At 73.0% G+C, this 15,550-nt stretch carries 13 protein-coding genes; 6 read left to right on the top strand and 7 right to left on the bottom strand.

Translation table 11 applies throughout. From position 1 onward, the window contains the following. Nucleotides 1–25 precede the first annotated feature (25 nt). Nucleotides 26–1,879 (bottom strand): hypothetical protein, encoded by a 1,854-nt coding sequence (locus tag ACIQU3_RS13690; RefSeq protein WP_403924962.1) that lies wholly within the window; start codon nt 1,877–1,879, stop codon nt 26–28. A gap of 201 nt (nt 1,880–2,080) precedes the next feature. After that, on the bottom strand, nt 2,081–3,466 hold the full coding sequence (locus tag ACIQU3_RS13685) for a transcriptional regulator (RefSeq protein WP_403740376.1): 1,386 nt from the start codon (nt 3,464–3,466) through the stop codon (nt 2,081–2,083). A gap of 306 nt (nt 3,467–3,772) precedes the next feature. On the opposite strand from ACIQU3_RS13685, the gene ACIQU3_RS13680 reads away from it, so the two are divergent. The 3 genes from ACIQU3_RS13680 to ACIQU3_RS13670 all read left to right on the top strand — a co-directional run bounded on the left by ACIQU3_RS13680 (nt 3,773) and on the right by ACIQU3_RS13670 (nt 6,923). Continuing rightward, nucleotides 3,773–4,435 (top strand): bifunctional DNA primase/polymerase, encoded by a 663-nt coding sequence (locus tag ACIQU3_RS13680; protein ID WP_403740373.1) that lies wholly within the window; start codon nt 3,773–3,775, stop codon nt 4,433–4,435. Between the two features lie 107 nt (nt 4,436–4,542). Then, entirely contained in the window at nt 4,543–5,334 is a 792-nt protein-coding gene (locus ACIQU3_RS13675; protein WP_403740370.1) for an ABC transporter ATP-binding protein, read from the top strand. Next, on the top strand, nt 5,331–6,923 hold the full coding sequence (locus ACIQU3_RS13670) for a transporter (RefSeq protein ID WP_403740367.1): 1,593 nt from the start codon (nt 5,331–5,333) through the stop codon (nt 6,921–6,923). The genes ACIQU3_RS13675 and ACIQU3_RS13670 overlap by 4 nt, the downstream gene beginning before the upstream one ends. A gap of 32 nt (nt 6,924–6,955) precedes the next feature. Here the strand turns inward: ACIQU3_RS13670 and ACIQU3_RS13665 are convergent, their stop codons facing one another. Continuing rightward, on the bottom strand, nt 6,956–7,909 hold the full coding sequence (locus ACIQU3_RS13665; RefSeq protein ID WP_403924959.1) for an alpha/beta fold hydrolase: 954 nt from the start codon (nt 7,907–7,909) through the stop codon (nt 6,956–6,958). 600 nt (nt 7,910–8,509) lie between these two features. Further along, on the bottom strand, nt 8,510–9,202 hold the full coding sequence (locus tag ACIQU3_RS13660) for a metal-dependent transcriptional regulator (protein ID WP_020276329.1): 693 nt from the start codon (nt 9,200–9,202) through the stop codon (nt 8,510–8,512). A gap of 276 nt (nt 9,203–9,478) precedes the next feature. On the opposite strand from ACIQU3_RS13660, the gene ACIQU3_RS13655 reads away from it, so the two are divergent. Continuing rightward, complete coding sequence (locus ACIQU3_RS13655; RefSeq protein WP_403924956.1) at nt 9,479–10,234, top strand: SIS domain-containing protein; 756 nt, start codon at nt 9,479–9,481, stop codon at nt 10,232–10,234. Between the two features lie 197 nt (nt 10,235–10,431). On the opposite strand, the gene ACIQU3_RS13650 is transcribed toward ACIQU3_RS13655, so the two are convergent. Together ACIQU3_RS13650 and ACIQU3_RS13645 are read right to left on the bottom strand one after the other, a co-directional pair. Next, entirely contained in the window at nt 10,432–11,892 is a 1,461-nt protein-coding gene (locus ACIQU3_RS13650; protein WP_403924953.1) for a PAS domain-containing protein, read from the bottom strand. A gap of 140 nt (nt 11,893–12,032) precedes the next feature. Then, entirely contained in the window at nt 12,033–12,446 is a 414-nt protein-coding gene (locus tag ACIQU3_RS13645; RefSeq protein WP_403740355.1) for a RidA family protein, read from the bottom strand. 297 nt (nt 12,447–12,743) lie between these two features. Here ACIQU3_RS13645 and ACIQU3_RS13640 point away from each other — a divergent pair, with 297 nt between their 5' ends. Beyond that, complete coding sequence (locus tag ACIQU3_RS13640; RefSeq protein WP_403740352.1) at nt 12,744–13,253, top strand: HIT family protein; 510 nt, start codon at nt 12,744–12,746, stop codon at nt 13,251–13,253. Nucleotides 13,254–13,270: 17 nt separating this feature from the next. Here ACIQU3_RS13640 and ACIQU3_RS13635 read toward each other — a convergent pair whose 3' ends face one another. Further along, on the bottom strand, nt 13,271–14,371 hold the full coding sequence (locus tag ACIQU3_RS13635) for a citrate synthase 2 (protein ID WP_366710967.1): 1,101 nt from the start codon (nt 14,369–14,371) through the stop codon (nt 13,271–13,273). A 283-nt stretch (nt 14,372–14,654) separates the two neighbouring features. On the opposite strand from ACIQU3_RS13635, the gene pdxH reads away from it, so the two are divergent. After that, on the top strand, nt 14,655–15,323 hold the full coding sequence (pdxH, locus tag ACIQU3_RS13630; RefSeq protein WP_366710965.1) for a pyridoxamine 5'-phosphate oxidase: 669 nt from the start codon (nt 14,655–14,657) through the stop codon (nt 15,321–15,323). Nucleotides 15,324–15,550 lie beyond the last annotated feature (227 nt).

The raw sequence follows: 15,550 nt of genomic DNA, 5'->3' as shown, positions 1-15,550 counted from the left end.
TCACGCCGCGGCCGGGCCGCCCCCGTCACAGCTGCGTCGGCTGGCGCTCGGTCAGGCCGTACTTCTTGGCGATGCCGTTCCACAGCCCGGCCGCCTTGGCCTTCTCCGTGCTGGCGATGCCGCTGGCCCGGTTGCCGGCCTGGGTCTGGCCCGTGGCGCGGGCCTGACCCTTCTTGCAGCCCTTCTTGCCGGCCGTCTGGTCGGCCCAGGCCGCGTAGTGGTTGTCGGCCGAGGCGGAGGCCTGCCAGGCCTTGGTGAGGGCCGTGGTCAGCGCGGCGTGGTCGGGCAGCTTGTCGACCTCGATGCCGGACAGCCGGGTGACCAGCGAGTTGCGCTGCTTGGCCGCGTCGCGCAGGTCCTTGGCGGCCTTGGGGAGGTTGTCGCAGCCCTTGACGTCGGCGACCGCGTTGATCACGGTGCTGCGGCTGTTGCCGCTGTCGGCGAGCAGCTTGTCCAGTTCGACCGCCTGGGCCCGGGCCGGGTCCGCGGACGGCGAGGCGGAGTCGTCCGTCGCGGGTGCGGAGGCGGCCACGGTCTTGTTGTCGCCGCCGTCGTCGTCACCGCCGCCCCCGCCACCGGCGAGCAGCGCGCCCGCGCCGACCCCGAGGACGGCGATGCCGATGCCGACGGCGGCGATGACGGGAACGCGCGATCCGGTGCGGCCACCGCGCGAGCGGCCCCCGGCGGGCGGAGCGTGAGAGGGCTGGGGAGCGCCGTACGGAGCCTGCGACTGTGCCTGCGGCTGCTCGATGCGGGGCATCTGCTGGGTGGCCCCGGCAGGGCCCTCGGCGCCCGGGTCACTGCGGAAGAGGTTCTCGAACCCGGCGGGCGGCTGCTGGTCGCCGCCGGGCACCGGTGGGATGTACTGCGTCGCCTCGGCGTCCGGATGCGAGGCGGGCGGCAACGGTCCCGCGCCCGCTCCGGCCCGGGGTCCGGTCCCGAGGAACCGCGTCGCCTCCGGGTCCTCCCCGGAAGGCATCTCGGGCGGCAGCGCCCCCGGGGTCACCGGGGGTATGTACTGGGTCGCCCCCTCGTCGGCGGCCGGGGCGACGGGCGGCAGATACTGCGTGGCCGCGGCGGCGTCACCCGCGACGGGCGGTATGTACTGGGTCGCGCCCTCGTCCGCGGGCGCGGGCAGTGGGGCGCCTCCGGCCGGGGTCCCGTACGCCCCGGAGGCCGGCGGCAGACCGCCCGCGTGGGAGTCACCCTGCTGCGCGCTTCCCCCGTACGTGCCGGCACCGGGCTGCGGTGCTCCCCCGTACACGTCGGCGCCCGGCTGCGGTGCTGCCCCGTACGGTTCGGCACCCGGCTGCTGCGGGGCGCCCGCGCCCGGGGCGCCGTACGCTCCCGCGGCGGGCGGCTGTCCGTAGTCGGCGGCGGCCTGCGGCGGCCGGCCGGATCCGGGTGTGCCGGAGCTCTCCGGGGGCAGCGGGGCGCCGCCGCCCGCGGCTCCGTACGAGGCGTGGCCGTGCGGGCCCGCCGGCGGCTGTGGCGTGCCGTACGAGCCCGGGTCGGTCGGTGAGCCGGCGTGGGGGTTCGGGGCCTGACCCCCCTCCGGAGGGAGGGCACCCGGGGCCTGGGCGTCCCACGCGGGCTGCTCCGGCGTGCTCCACGACTGGGGCTGGGACTGCCAGCTCTGGCCCGGCGGAGGCGGGGTCTGCTGCTGCTCGGGGCCCCACGGCTGGCCCCACGTCTGGCCCTCGGCGGGGGCCGACGCCTGCGGCCCGCCCGCCGAGGGCGGGGCGGGTCGGCGGCCGTGGGCGTCTGCGGGTCCGCCCGTCATGCCCGGCAGCAGAGGTTCGCCACCGTCGGAGGGCAGCACGATGCCTTCGCGCGCGGGGCGCGCCGAGGGCTCCTCGCCCTGTCCACTCTGCGTCACCGGGACTCCTACTAATGGGGGACCTTGTGAATCGTCGGGTCACGCTACCGGGTCCCCGGAGCCCCGTGCCACGCAGCACAGGGCCCGGCCGCCCGCCCTGTGAGCGCGATAACACCGACGGCTCACGGCACGTCGCCCACGTCACCCCCCTCGCGTCCGGCTGCCGTTTCCCGCACGTTCACGCATCCGCGGACCCTGTGTTCATGCCGCCGCCTGCAAGTCGAGCCGCGCCCCGAACTCCCTGACCACCGCCTCGTCCCGGTACGGCTCCAGCCGCTGCTGGAAGTCGTCCAGGTACTCGGCGCCCCGGTTGGAGCGCAGTCCCTCCAGCAGCTCCACGGCCTTCATGCCGGTGTTGCACGCCTCCTCGATCTCACGCTGCTGCACCTGCGCCGTGGCGAGCAGCACATAGCCGATGGCCCGGCGGCGCGCCCGCGTGCGGGGGTGCCCGGCCAGCGACTCCTGCGCGCACCGGGCCGCCGCGTCGGCCTGCCCGAGGTCCCGGTGGCAGTGGGCCAGCTCGTCGGCGAGATAGGCCTCGTCGAAGTGCGCGATCCACACCGGGTCGTCACCTGCGGCCGGGTCGGCCGCCTCGAGGGCGCTCACCGCGCGCCCCGCCGAGGAGTGGGCGGCGCGCACGTCGCCCAAGAGGGCGTGCCCGCGCGCCTCCGCCGCGTGGAACATCGACTCCGCCCGCGGCGACACGCGCCCCCGCGCCCCCTCCTGCGCCGCCCGCGCCAACTGCGCGATCTCCCGCGGGTTTCCGAGCTGCGCGGCGAGGTGGCTCATGGACGCGGCGAGGACGTACCCGCCGTAGCCGCGGTCCCCGGCGGCCTGTGCCAGCCGCAGCGCCTGGATGTAGTAGCGCTGGGCCAGACCGGGCTGCCCGGTGTCGACGGCCATGTACCCGGCGAGTTCCGTCAGCCGGGCCACCGCGGCGAACAGGTCCCGCCCGACCGCCTCCCGGTACGACCCCGCCAGCAGTCCCGAGACCACGCTGTTGAGGTAGTGCACGACGACCGGCCGCACGTGCCCGCTGCCGTACTGGTGGTCGAGGTCCACCAGCGCCTGCGTCATGGCCTGCACGGCCTGCACGTCGGACTGCCCCACCCGCGGCCCCGCCGAGCGCGACACCTGCGCGTCGGGCACGGAGATCAGCCAGTCCCGGCTGGGCTCGACCAGCGCGGACGAGGCGACGGAGGAGCCGGACAGGAAGTCCCGCCGCCCCACGTCGCTGCGCCACAGCTCGCAGACCTGCTCGATGGCCCCCAGAACCGTCGGCGAGAACTGGAGACCCACGCCCGAGGCGAGGTTCTTGCCGTTGGCCATCCCGATCTCGTCGATCGTGACCGTGCGGCCGAGCTTGCGTCCCAGGGCCTCGGCGATGATCGCCGGTGCGCGGCCCCGCGGCTGCTGTCCGCGCAGCCAGCGCGCCACCGACGTCTTGTCGTAGCGCAGGTCGAGGCCGTGCTCGGCACCGCACATGTTGACCCGGCGGGCCAGCCCGGCGTTGGAGCATCCGGCTTCCTGGATGAGCGCCTGGAGCCGTTCGTTCGGCTGCCGGGCGACGAGCGGCCTTGCGGCCATGGCGTACCCCCTGAGGCTGCGGTGCCTGCCCACGCACCGAGTTGACGTGTCTTCCGCGGCCGAACCCCTCACGTCCCAGCGACAAGATCCGGCCGTGAAGATCAATGCCCCGCCGACCAGGCGAAAATGCGAGGCATGTGAGGAATGCCGGGGTAACGGCTGTTGCCGGCCCCACTCGTGGCTACCCAGCCCCAGCCACGGTTCCTCCTGCGCGCCCCCGCACATGCACCCATGCGCCCCGGGAACAGGGGCGATGCTCTCCCCCGCGCACGCGGGCGGGCGTAACCCCCGGTGACGCCCGGAGTTGTGTTCATCGTGGAAGAGACGATCGCCGGCACCGAAGCCGCTCAGATCCCGACGCAGCGCGGGGATTCGCTGCTGGAGACCGCTGTTCGCTACGTCGAGGAGCGCCACTGGGACGTGTTCCCCGGCACCTGGCTCGACGCCGTCGACGGCAGCCAGCGCTGCTCCTGCGGTGACGTGGCGTGTCCGGTGCCCGGAGCGCACCCGGCGCGTCCGGACTGGGCGACGCAGGCGACGGGCAGTGCGACGGTCGCGCGGCGGATGTGGCAGAAGCAGCCGACGGCGTCGATCCTGCTGCCGACGGGGCGGACGTTCGACGCGATCTCCGTGCCGGAGACCGCCGGGTTCCTGGCGCTGGCGCGGATGGAGCGGATGGAACTGACGCTCGGGCCGGTGGCGCTCACGCCGGACCGGCAGATGGAGTTCTTCGTGCTGCCGGGGGCCGCCGTGAAGGTGCCCGATCTGGTGCGGAAGCTGGGGTGGTCGGTGTCGTCGCTGGACCTGACGGTGCTGGGTGAGGGGGCGTACGTGGCCGCGCCGCCCACGCGGTTCGGGTCCCGGGGGGCCGTGCAGTGGGCCTGCCGGCCGACTCCTGCCAATCGGTGGCTGCCGGATGCGGAGGAGTTGATCTCGCCGTTGGCCTATGCGTGCGGCAGGGATCGCTGAGAGCGCCTTCTGTCCTGCCTGGTCCGTGTTCGTCGGCGGCTGCGGCTTCGTCGTGGTTGATCGCGCAGTTCCCCGCGCCCCTGAACAACGCCCCCGTAGGGTTCTACGTGACGGAGGGAGGCGCGGTGGGATCCAGCGCTGTGCGTGTGCGGGGGCTCTGGAAGCGGTTCGGGCAGCAGGTCGCTGTCGCAGGGATCGATCTCGAGTTGCCCGCGGGCAAGTTCATCGGGCTCGTCGGGCCGAACGGAGCCGGGAAGACCACCACGTTGTCGATGGTGACCGGGCTGCTGCGCCCCGACCAAGGGACCGTCGAGGTGGTCGGGCACGACGTGTGGCGGGACCCCGTCGAGGTGAAGGCCCGGATCGGGGTGCTGCCGGAGGGCCTGCGGCTGTTCGAGCGGCTGTCGGGGCGGGAACTGCTGGCGTACAACGGGCGGTTGCGCGGCCTGCCCGGTGCCGAGGTCGACAAGCGCGCCACGCAGCTCCTGGACGTCCTCGACCTGGCCGGGGCCCAGCACAAGCTGGTCGTCGACTACTCGACCGGCATGCGCAAGAAGATCGGGCTCGCCACCGCTCTCCTCCACAATCCCGAAGTGCTGTTCCTGGACGAGCCGTTCGAGGGTGTCGACCCCGTCTCCGCTCAGACCATCCGCGGCGTGCTGGAGCGGTACACCGCCTCGGGCGCCACGGTCGTGTTCTCTTCCCACGTCATGGAGCTCGTCGAGTCGCTGTGCGACTGGGTCGCGGTGATGGCCGCGGGGCGGATCCGCGCCACCGGCACCCTCGCCGAGGTGCGCGGGGACGCGCCCTCGCTGCAGCGGGCGTTCCTCGAACTCGTCGGCGCGCGGAGCCGGGACGCCGGCTCCGACCTCGACTGGCTGGGCGGAGGGGCGCGGTGAGCACCCCCGGGCTCACCCCCGTCTTCGTACGGCTGAAGCTGTCGCTGCTGCGCAACGGACTGCGGCAGTCCGGCGGGCGCAAGGCCGCCTACATCTCCTCCGCCGTCTTCGCGCTGCTGTTCGCCGCGCTCCAGCTGATCGGGCTGATCGCGCTGCGCGGACACGCGCATGCCGAGTCGGTGGTGGTGCCGGCGGTGGCGGTGCTGGGGCTCGGCTGGGCGGTGATGCCGCTGTTCTTCCCCAGCGGTGACGAGACCCTCGATCCGACCCGGCTGGTGATGCTGCCGCTGCGGCCCCGGCCGCTGGTGCGGGCCCTGCTGACGGCCTCGCTGGTGGGCATCGGGCCGTTGTTCACACTGTGCCTGCTGGTCGGTTCCGTGATCGCGGTGGCGCGGGGCGGGGCCGCGTTCGTGGTGGGTGGGGTGGCCGTCGTACTGACGCTGCTGGTGTGCGTGGCTCTCGCGCGGGCCGTCGCCGCCGCCAACGTACGGCTGCTGACCAGCCGCAAGGGGCGGGACCTGGCGGTGCTCAGCGGGCTCGTCATCGCGATCGGGGCGCAGCTCGTCAACTTCGGTGCGCAGCGTCTCGGGCAGTCGGGGCTGGGGGAACTCGACCCGGTGGCGCACGTCCTGCAATGGGTGCCACCGGCGTCGGCGATCGGGGCCGTGCACGCGGTGTCCGAGGGCTCCTACGGGCTCGCCGTCGCGCAGCTGGCGCTGACCACCGGTGCGCTGATGGCGATTCTCGCCTTCTGGTCGCGGCATCTGACCCGGCTGATGACCTCGCCCGACGGATCCACCCTGCCGAGCGCCGAGTCGGCAGCCAAAGAGCGGGCCTCGACCGGGCTGGGGCGGCTGCTGCCCCCGGGCCGCACGGGCACGGTCATGGAGCGCAGCCTGCGGTACGTGTGGCGGGACCCGAAGACCAAGGCGGCCTGGGTGACGTCGCTGGCCATCGGGCTGATCGTGCCGGTGTTCAACGCCTGGCAGGGCACCGGCTCGGTGTACTTCGCGTGCTTCGCCGCCGGGATGCTGGGCATCCAGATGTACAACCAGTTCGGGCAGGACACCTCGGCGTTCTGGATGGTCGCGATGACGATCTCCTCGCCCTGGGACGCCTACGTCGAGCTGCGCGCCCGGGCGTACGCCCTGCTGCTGATCACCCTGCCGTACGCCACGCTCGTGACGGTTCTGACGACGGCCATGCTGGGCGACTGGCGGCGGCTGTCCGAGGCGCTGGGGCTGTCCTTCGCGCTGCTCGGCGCGATGCTCGCGACCGGGGCGTGGACATCCGCCCGCTTCCCGTACTCCATCCCGCAGGAGGGCTACAAGAACGTCGCCCCCGGGCAGACCGGGCTCGCCTGGATCTCCATCTTCGGTGGGATGATGGCGGCCGCCCTGCTGTGCGCGCCCGTCATCGCGCTCGCGATCTGGCTGAACGTGAGCGCCGACGGCGACGACTGGGCGTGGCTGCTGTTGCCGGTGGGCACGGCGTACGGGGCGGCTCTCACGGCGGCGGGGCTGAAACTGGCCGCTCCGCGGACGGCCCGGCGGTTGCCGGAGATCCTGGCGGCCGTCAGCAAGGGGTGACCCGCCCGCCGGTGACCGGCCGTCAGCGGCCGTCAGCGGCCGTTTTCGCCGTCGTTGTCGCCGTCCCCGCTCCCGTGCCCGTCCCCGTCCCCGTCACCCAGGGAGTCCAGGAACGGCTCGATGGCGGCGCGCCAGGCCTCCGGCTGGTCGTAGTGCACCAGGTGGCCGGCATCGGCGACCTCCGCGTACTGGCCGCGGGGCAGGACCCGAACCATCTCCTGGGCCTCGGCGCGGCCCAGCTCGCCGTCCAGACCGCGCACGACCAGGGCGGGGCAGCGGACCTGGGCCAGCTCCTCCCAGTGCGCGTCGTACACCCACGTCTCACGGGAACGGAGCATCTGCTCCGGCTCGAAGACCGGGCGCCAGCCGTCCGGGGCCTCGGTCATCACCTCGGCGTAGAACTCGCCGCGGGCCGGATTGGGCCGCTCCACCCAGGGGTCGTCCTCGCCGAACCACTTGCGGACGTCGGCGAGCGTGGCGAAGGGCAGGGGCCAGGACTCGAACCACTGGCCCCACTCGCGCTGCGAGGCGGCTCCGAGCGCGGAGGCCCGCATGTCGCAGATGATCAGCCCGCGGACCAGGTCGGGACGCTTCGCGGCGAGCTGCCAGGCGGTCAGCGCGCCCATGGCGTGGCCGATGAGGACCACCGGGGCGAGGCCGAGCTCCTCCATCGCGGCCTCGGCGTCGTCGACGTAGGCGTCACGTGTGAAGGCGCCCTGCGGGGGCTTGTCGCTGCGGCCGTGGCCGCGCTGGTCGAGGGCGACCGCGCGGTAGCGCGCGGACAGCCAGCGGGCGGTGGACGCCCAGTGCGAGGCGCGGCCCATGAGGCCGTGCAGTAACAGCACGCCCGGCGAACCCTCCGGCGCGGTGCGCCCGTCGTACGCCCCCTGGCCGTCCTGCGCCGGGTCGGTCTTGGGCGGGTCGCCGAATTCCCAGGCCGCCAGGCGTACGCCGCCCGTCCCGGTCACGTCGATGCGTCGCGCCATGTCTGGCACCCCCCAAGCCTCGCGCGGACCGCGGCTCGTCGGAGCCGGCCGGTCCTGTGAACCGTGTTCTGCCTGCTGTGCCTTCTGCCGTGCTGGTTGCCGTACGCGTCGGTGCACATGTGCCGTGCGCCGCCCGCAGACTATCGAATGCGCTTTCGAGGATGGCGTTCTCGCGGGCAACACCCCTCGTTCGAGTGACCATCCTCGGGGATTGATCGCCGCTTCCGAGGGGAGATCTTCAACGGGAGGCGGACCGCTCGGGGAAACCGGTCCGAGGGGAATGACCCTGAGAGCTCGGGGCTCCGGGTCAGCACAGGGGAGGACAGGCCCCGGCGCCGCACGGCGCCGGGGCTCTCCGCGTCCTCACGGCACATCCTCCCGCCCCCTCCCCGGCCGGCGGTCTCACTGTCGAGCCGCGGCCCAGAGCCCTCAGGTCATATGCCTCTCGCGACAGCGTCGCACGGGAAGCGGGCGAGCGCTGCCGTTCGACGGACTGGATCCCGGATTCGGTCCGGATCACGCCAAGAGGCCTCCGGCACCACAACGACCGCATGGACAGCGGGAGTTGGCGTCCACCCTGGCGCGAGGGACGGCCCGGGCTCAGGGCTTGGCGACGAACACGTGGGAGGCCACGTCCGACTCCAGCTCCGCCGCCTCGCCGCCGCTGCCCACCAGCACCCCGCCCGCAGACTCGGTCACGCTCACCACCGAGCCGGGCTGCACGCCCGCCCGCCGCAGCGTGTACATCAGCTGCGCGTCCGTCTGGATCGGCTCGCCGATCCGGCGCACCACGACCGTCTTGCCCTCGGCACCCGGGGCGAGGCTGGCCAGCGACACCATGCCCTCGTCCAGGAACGGGTCGGCGCCGTCCTTCTCGCCGAGCTCCTCGAGACCCGGGATCGGGTTGCCGTACGGCGACTCCGTCGGGTGCCGCAGCAGCTCCAGGACGCGGCGCTCGACGGCCTCGCTCATCACGTGCTCCCAGCGGCACGCCTCCGCGTGGACCTGCTCCCACTCCAGACCGATCACGTCGACGAGCAGACACTCGGCGAGGCGGTGCTTGCGCATCACGCGCGTCGCCAGCCGGCGGCCCTCGTCGGTCAGCTCCAGATGCCGGTCGCTGGCGACGGACACCAGGCCGTCGCGCTCCATCCGCGCCACGGTCTGGCTCACGGTCGGCCCGCTCTGGTCCAACCGCTCGGCGATACGGGCGCGCATGGGGACCACACCCTCTTCCTCCAGCTCGAGGATGGTGCGGAGATACATCTCCGTGGTGTCGATCAGTCCGGACATACGTGCCCCTCGAATGAGATCTGCCGGAGGCTGGACGGCTCACCGGCGTGTGCGCTGCGCTGGCCCTGAACCCAATTCTGCCGGATACCACCGACAACCGTGCCGCGGGAGGCGAAGCGGAGGATTACCCGGCCGCGCGCAAGGGTACGGACTTCCCCTTCGGGGGCCTTCAGGCGCTCCGCGCGCGGCACCCACGGCCGTATTGACACCGCACTGGTCCAGACCGCACCGTGATGCGCGACACCAGCCGCCCAGGCCTGCCCGAAGGGACCCCGTATGAGCGACCGTGCGCCGGCCGGCCCGTTCCTCGACGCCGCCATCGGCCTGCTGCAGCGGCTGCGCGACGAGGAGACCGACAGCATCACCGCGGCCGGGACGCTCCTCGCCGACACCGTCGCGGAAGGCGGCCGGCTCTTCGCCTTCGGCGCCGGGCACTCCTCCCTCGCCGCGCAGGACCTCGTCTACCGCGCCGGCGGCCTCGCCCTGATGAATCTGCTCGCCGTGCCCGGTGTCGTCGGCGTCGACGTCATGCCCGCACCGCTCGGCTCCGCGCTGGAACGCGTCGACGGCCTCGCGAGCGCCGTCCTCGACAGCTCGCCGCTCCGCGCGGGCGACGCCCTGCTGATCATCTCCCTGTCGGGGCGCAACGCGCTGCCCGTGGAGATGGCCATGAACGCACGCGCCCTGGGCGTGAAGGTCATCGGCGTGACCTCGGTGGCCTACACCTCCGAGACGAAGTCACGGCACTCCTCCGGGACCTACCTCAAGGACCACTGCGACCTCGTCCTCGACTCGGGGATCGCGGTCGGCGACGCCACACTCACCCACGAGGACATCCCGGCCCCCTTCGCCCCGGCCTCGACGGTCGTCACCACGGCCCTCCTCCAGGCCGTCATGGCGACGACCGCCACCACCCTCGCCGACCGGGGCATCGAACCGCCCCTGCTGCGCTCCGGGAACGTGGACGGCGGCCACGCATGGAACGCCCGGGTCATGGAGCAGTACCGCGACCGGATCTTCTACCGGCACTGAATCCCGGTACTGGATCCGGCACTGACCGGCGCTGCATTCGGCGCTGAAACCGGCACTGCATCCGGCGCTGGAACCGGCACTGCATCCGGCGCTGGAACCGGCACTGCATCCGGCGCTGCATCCGGCGCCGACACCGGCACCACGACACACGGGAGACCGGTCCCGTCCCGCAGCGGCGGGACCACGCCGGGCGCCGCTCACTCCCGGCCCGACAACCCCGCGAGATCCAGCACCGCGGCGATCCGCACCGCCACGTCCTCCGCGTACAGCGCGTCCGAGCGCTCGAAGGCGCTGCGGCCCGCACCCCGCAGGAACGTCACGACACCCAGCGTCCGGCCCCGGCTGCGCAGCACCGCGCACAAGGCGTGCACCGCGTCCGGAGGCCACTGACGGGCCACCGCCCACTCCCGGGCCGCCTCGGGCGCGGCCGTGCCCGCGCTCGCCCGCAGGGCACCCGCCCGCTCCGCACACTGCAGGGCCGGGTGCCCCTCGGCGTAGCGCACGGGCAGGCCCGCGTGCCCGGACAGGCTGCTCGGGCCCGGCGCTCCGGACGGCGTGGCGGCGACCCGGACCAGCCGGACGGGCCCCTCCGCCTCCCCGACGTCGGTGAGCGCACCCCCGGCGACCCGGTCGATCAGCGCGTGATCGGCGAACCCGGCCAGGGCGAAGTCCAGGTGGACCGTCGCCGCCTCGGCCGGATCCTCGCACTCGGCCGCCGCCCGCGACGCCCGGTGCAGCTGCTGCGTACGGAACCGCAGCAGGGACGCCTCCTGCTCGGCCTGCTTGGCCTCCGTCACGTCCTGGAACAGCCAGCCCACCCCCAGCGGTACGGGCTCCTCCGCGAGCGGCGAGGCCAGTCTCAGGAAGCCGCTGCGCCAGCACCTGCGCTGCTCGCCCTCCACGGCACGCACGCTCACCCACACCTCGGCGGGCGCGGGCGGCGCGCCCTCCGCCAGCACGTGCTGCAACGCGCTCTCCAGCTCCTCCACGCCCTGCGACAGCAGCTCCCCGAGCGGACGCCCCAGCACCGACGTACGGCCCGTGCCCAGCGCCCGGGCCGCGTGCGCGTTGACCACCGCCGGCCGCAGGTCCACGTCCACCAGGACGACACCCCAGCTCGCGTCCTCGAACAGCGCCTCGCTCAGCGCGATCGACCGCTCCAGATCGATCTGCGCGTGCACCTCGCTGAACGCGCAGTACACACCCGCCGGCTTCCCGTCGGGCCCGCGCACCGCCGCCGACTGCGTCCGCACGAGCACCCGCCCGCCGTCCTTGGTCAGCAGCGCGAACTCGTGCACCTGCCGGCCGGGGGCGTGCATCGACGACAGCAGCCGGCCCTCGACCTCCTCGGCGTCCGCGCTGCGCACGGCCCACCCGGCGAGCCCCCGTCGCCCCACGGCCTCGTCCGCGCTCCAGCCGAGGATCCGCTCGGCCTCGCGGTTCCAGTGCGTGACGACGCCGTCGGCGTCGAACGCGCACAGCGCCGCGTCCATCCCGTCCAGCAAAGCGGCAAGCAGATCCGAACCATCCGAACCGTCCCGCTCGGGCTCGTCCGGCCCCAGCTCGTCGGTGGTCCCACTACGCCGGGAAGCACTCACCTGGACCCCCTGCAGGCTGCGTCCGCACGTACGGCACGTCGGTTCGCTCCTTGCAATCATTCAACTGGAACGTGACCCAGCGCACACCGGGTTCCCACAACATTGAAGGAATCGTTGTACGGCGGCAATGCCCACGTCAACGCCGCCGAGGGCGTCCCACCGGGCCCGTCACCGGCCCGCCGGCACCCCTGGCCGGCCGGCTAGTCGATCAACGGCAGGGACCCGCCGCCGCTGCCCCGCCGCGCGTACACCTCGATCTCGATCCTCATACGGGGGTCCGCCAGCCCGCAGACCATCATCGTCGCGGCCGGCCGCACCTCCCCGAAGCACGTGCGCAGCACCGGCCAGCACGGCTCGAAGTCCTCCCGCTCGGGCAGCAGGTACCGCACCCGTACGACGTCCGCGAACGAACACCCGGCCTGCTCCAGCGCGGCCCCGATGTTCCGCAGACACTGCTCGGCCTGCTCCACCACGTCCTCGGAGATCGTCATCCGCGCGTAGTCGAACCCGGTCGTCCCCGACACGTGCACCCAGTCCCCGTCCACGACGGCCCGGGCATATCCGATCCGCTCCTCGAACACCGAACCACTGAGAACCACCCGCCGCTGCGTCATGGAGTCAAGGTCTCAAAAAAACGGTTGATGCGAGACCGAACGCTTTCTTAGGGTTCAGGTACACGAGAAGGGAGGTGGTTCGGCAGATGTATGAGAACCGGACGCGTGAGGTGGCTGCGGGCTAGCGGCTCGTCACCACACTCAGTGCGGTGCCGGACCAGCGTGTGATCGAAGCGCGCAGCCGGCCCAATCTCAGGCAGTCACCCGACCCGCGAGTCGCCGGTACGTCCGGCCGGCTCCTCCCCAGGAGGAACCAGACTCGCGGGTCGTCTGTGTTTTCCGAGGTGCCCGGGGGTGATGGCGGTGGGTGCATGGCGCGAGGACCGGATCGGCAGCGCTCTGCGCGGTGAGAACCCGGCCGTGATGCGGAGGCTGGATTCCGGGTTCGCGGCGATCGGTGATGTGCAGTTCCTGCCCGGCTACTCGGTGCTGCTGACCGATGACCCCGCCGTCCAGCGGCTGTCCGAGCTGCCACGGGGCGCGCGGCTGGCGTTCCTGGCCGACATGGACCGGCTGGGGGAAGCCGTCGAGCGAGCCTGCCGGCGGGTGGAGACGGGGTTCCGGCGGGTCAATCTGGAGATCCTCGGGAACACCGACGGGTTTCTGCACGCGCACGTGTGGCCTCGGTACGAGTGGGAGCCCGAGGAACTGGTGCGGTTGCCCGTCTGGCTGTATCCGCGGGAGACGTGGCGCGAGGAGCGTTACGCCCTCGGGCCCGCGCACGACCGGCTGCGGGGGGCCATCGGGGAGGAGCTGGACCGGCTCGGGGGCGGGGAGGGGCAGGGGGCCTCACCCGGAGTCGGGTGAGGCCGTGAGCGGGGGTGTCAGTGGGCGATGTCCTCGTAGCCCTCGATCTCGCGGGGGTTGCGGGTGCCCGGGCCCACGTAGCGGGCCGAGGGGCGGACCAGGCGGCCCGTGCGCTTCTGCTCCAGGATGTGGGCGGACCAGCCGGCGGTGCGGGCGCAGGTGAACATGGACGTGAACATGTGGGCCGGGACCTCGGCGAAGTCCAGGACGATGGCCGCCCAGAACTCGACGTTCGTCGCGAGGACGCGGTCGGGGCGGCGGGCGTGGAGTTCCGCGAGGGCCGCCTTCTCCAGGGCCTCGGCGACCTCGAAGCGGGGGGCGCCCAGTTCGCGGGCGGTGCGGCGCAGGACCCGGGCGCGCGGGTCCTCGGCGCGGTAGACGCGGTGGCCGAAGCCCATGAGGCGTTCGCCCTTGTCGAGCGCGTTCTTGACGTAGGCCTCGGCGTCACCCGTGCGTTCGATCTCCTCGATCATGCCGAGGACGCGGGAGGGGGCGCCGCCGTGCAGCGGGCCGGACATCGCGCCCACCGCGCCGGACAGCGCCGCCGCCACGTCCGCGCCGGTCGAGGCGATGACCCGGGCGGTGAAGGTGGACGCGTTCATGCCGTGCTCGGCGGCGCTCGTCCAGTACGCGTCCACGGCGGCGACGTGCTTGGGGTCCGGCTCGCCGCGCCAGCGGATCATGAAGCGCTCGACGACGGACTGCGCCTTGTCGATCTCCCGCTGCGGGACCATCGGCAGGCCCTGGCCGCGGGCGGACTGGGCGACGTAGGAGAGGGCCATGACGGCTGCTCGCGCGAGGTTCTCGCGGGCCTCCTCGGCGTCGATGTCGAGGAGGGGTTTGAGGCCCCAGACGGGCGCCAGCATGGCCAGGGCGGACTGGACGTCCACGCGGATGTCGCCGGAGTGCACGGGAATGGGGAACGGCTCGGCGGGGGGCAGGCCGGGGTTGAAGGCGCCGTCGACGAGCAGGCCCCAGACGTTGCCGAACGAGACGTGGCCGACGAGGTCCTCGATGTCGACGCCCCGGTACCGGAGTGCGCCGCCCTCCTTGTCGGGTTCGGCGATCTCCGTCTCGAACGCGACGACTCCTTCGAGCCCGGGTACGAAGTCGGACATCAGGCGGCTCCTCGTGATGTAAGTGACAGATGGTGTGTTATGGGGTGGGACGAACGAACCATGTGTCAGTCAGCTGGCGAAGCGGGCGCCGTCCAGTGGATCCACGGTCGTGCAGGCGACTCGCGGTCCTGGCCGGTTGCCCCTGTGATGCCCCGTTCGGATGGCGGTCACCCAACCGGAACGGCACGGAAACGATATCTCCGAGTGCCACACTTGGGGAGGGTTCACGGCACTCAGTGCCAGGCAGTGACGAAGGACACCGTCGGTACGGCAAGATGACCGGGTGACCGACCGCGACGACGTCCCTTTCGATCTGCCCTCGATGCGCAAGCAGTACCGGGCCGAGGGCCTCTCCGAGACCGAGCTGGCCGCGACGCCCGTCGAGCAGTTCGCGCGCTGGTTCAAGCAGGCCGCGACGGACGGCGGACTGTTCGAGCCCAACGCCATGATCGTCTCGACGGCGGACGCGGAGGGGCGGACGAGCGCCCGTACGGTGCTGCTGAAGCACTTCGACACACAGGGCTTTGTCTTCTACACCAACTACGAGTCCCGCAAGGCGCGTGATCTGGCGGAGAACCCGTACGTCTCGCTGCTGTTCCCCTGGCATCCGATGGCCCGGCAGGTCATCGTGAGCGGGGTGGCGCGGCGGACCGGGCGGGACGAGACGGCGGCGTACTTCCGCACCCGGCCGCACGGCTCGCAGCTGGGCGCGTGGGCCAGCGCCCAGTCGTCGGTGGTTCCCACCCGGGCCGACATCGACGCCGCGTACGCCGAGCTGGCCGCGCGCTACCCGGAGGGCGAGCAGGTGCCGGTGCCGCCGCACTGGGGCGGTTTCCGGGTTGCCCCGCAGACGGTGGAGTTCTGGCAGGGCCGCGAGAACCGGCTGCACGACCGGTTGCGGTACGTGGAGCAGCCGGACGGCAGCTGGCGGGTGGAGCGGCTCAGTCCCTGACGGTTTCCGGGGCGCGGATCTTTCCCCACGCGTACGCCGTGCGGTGACCGTCCAGCAGGCCCGACGGGCGGGTACGGAAGTCGCCGGTCAGCTCGGGCCGGTTCCAGAACTCGAAGCCGAGGTGACCGAGGGCGAGACGACCGTCGGTCCTGGCCCAGTCGGGCCAGGGGGGCGGGGCGCGGGCAGGCGGGGCAACGGAACCGCAGCCCTGCCACTGCCGGCCACTG

Origin of the sequence: Streptomyces sp. NPDC101110 (assembly GCF_044759525.1) — a bacterium.
GTDB lineage: Bacteria > Actinomycetota > Actinomycetes > Streptomycetales > Streptomycetaceae > Streptomyces.
The sequence above is the reverse complement of the archived record's forward strand: the minus strand, read 5'-3'. Positions and strand labels throughout refer to the sequence as shown.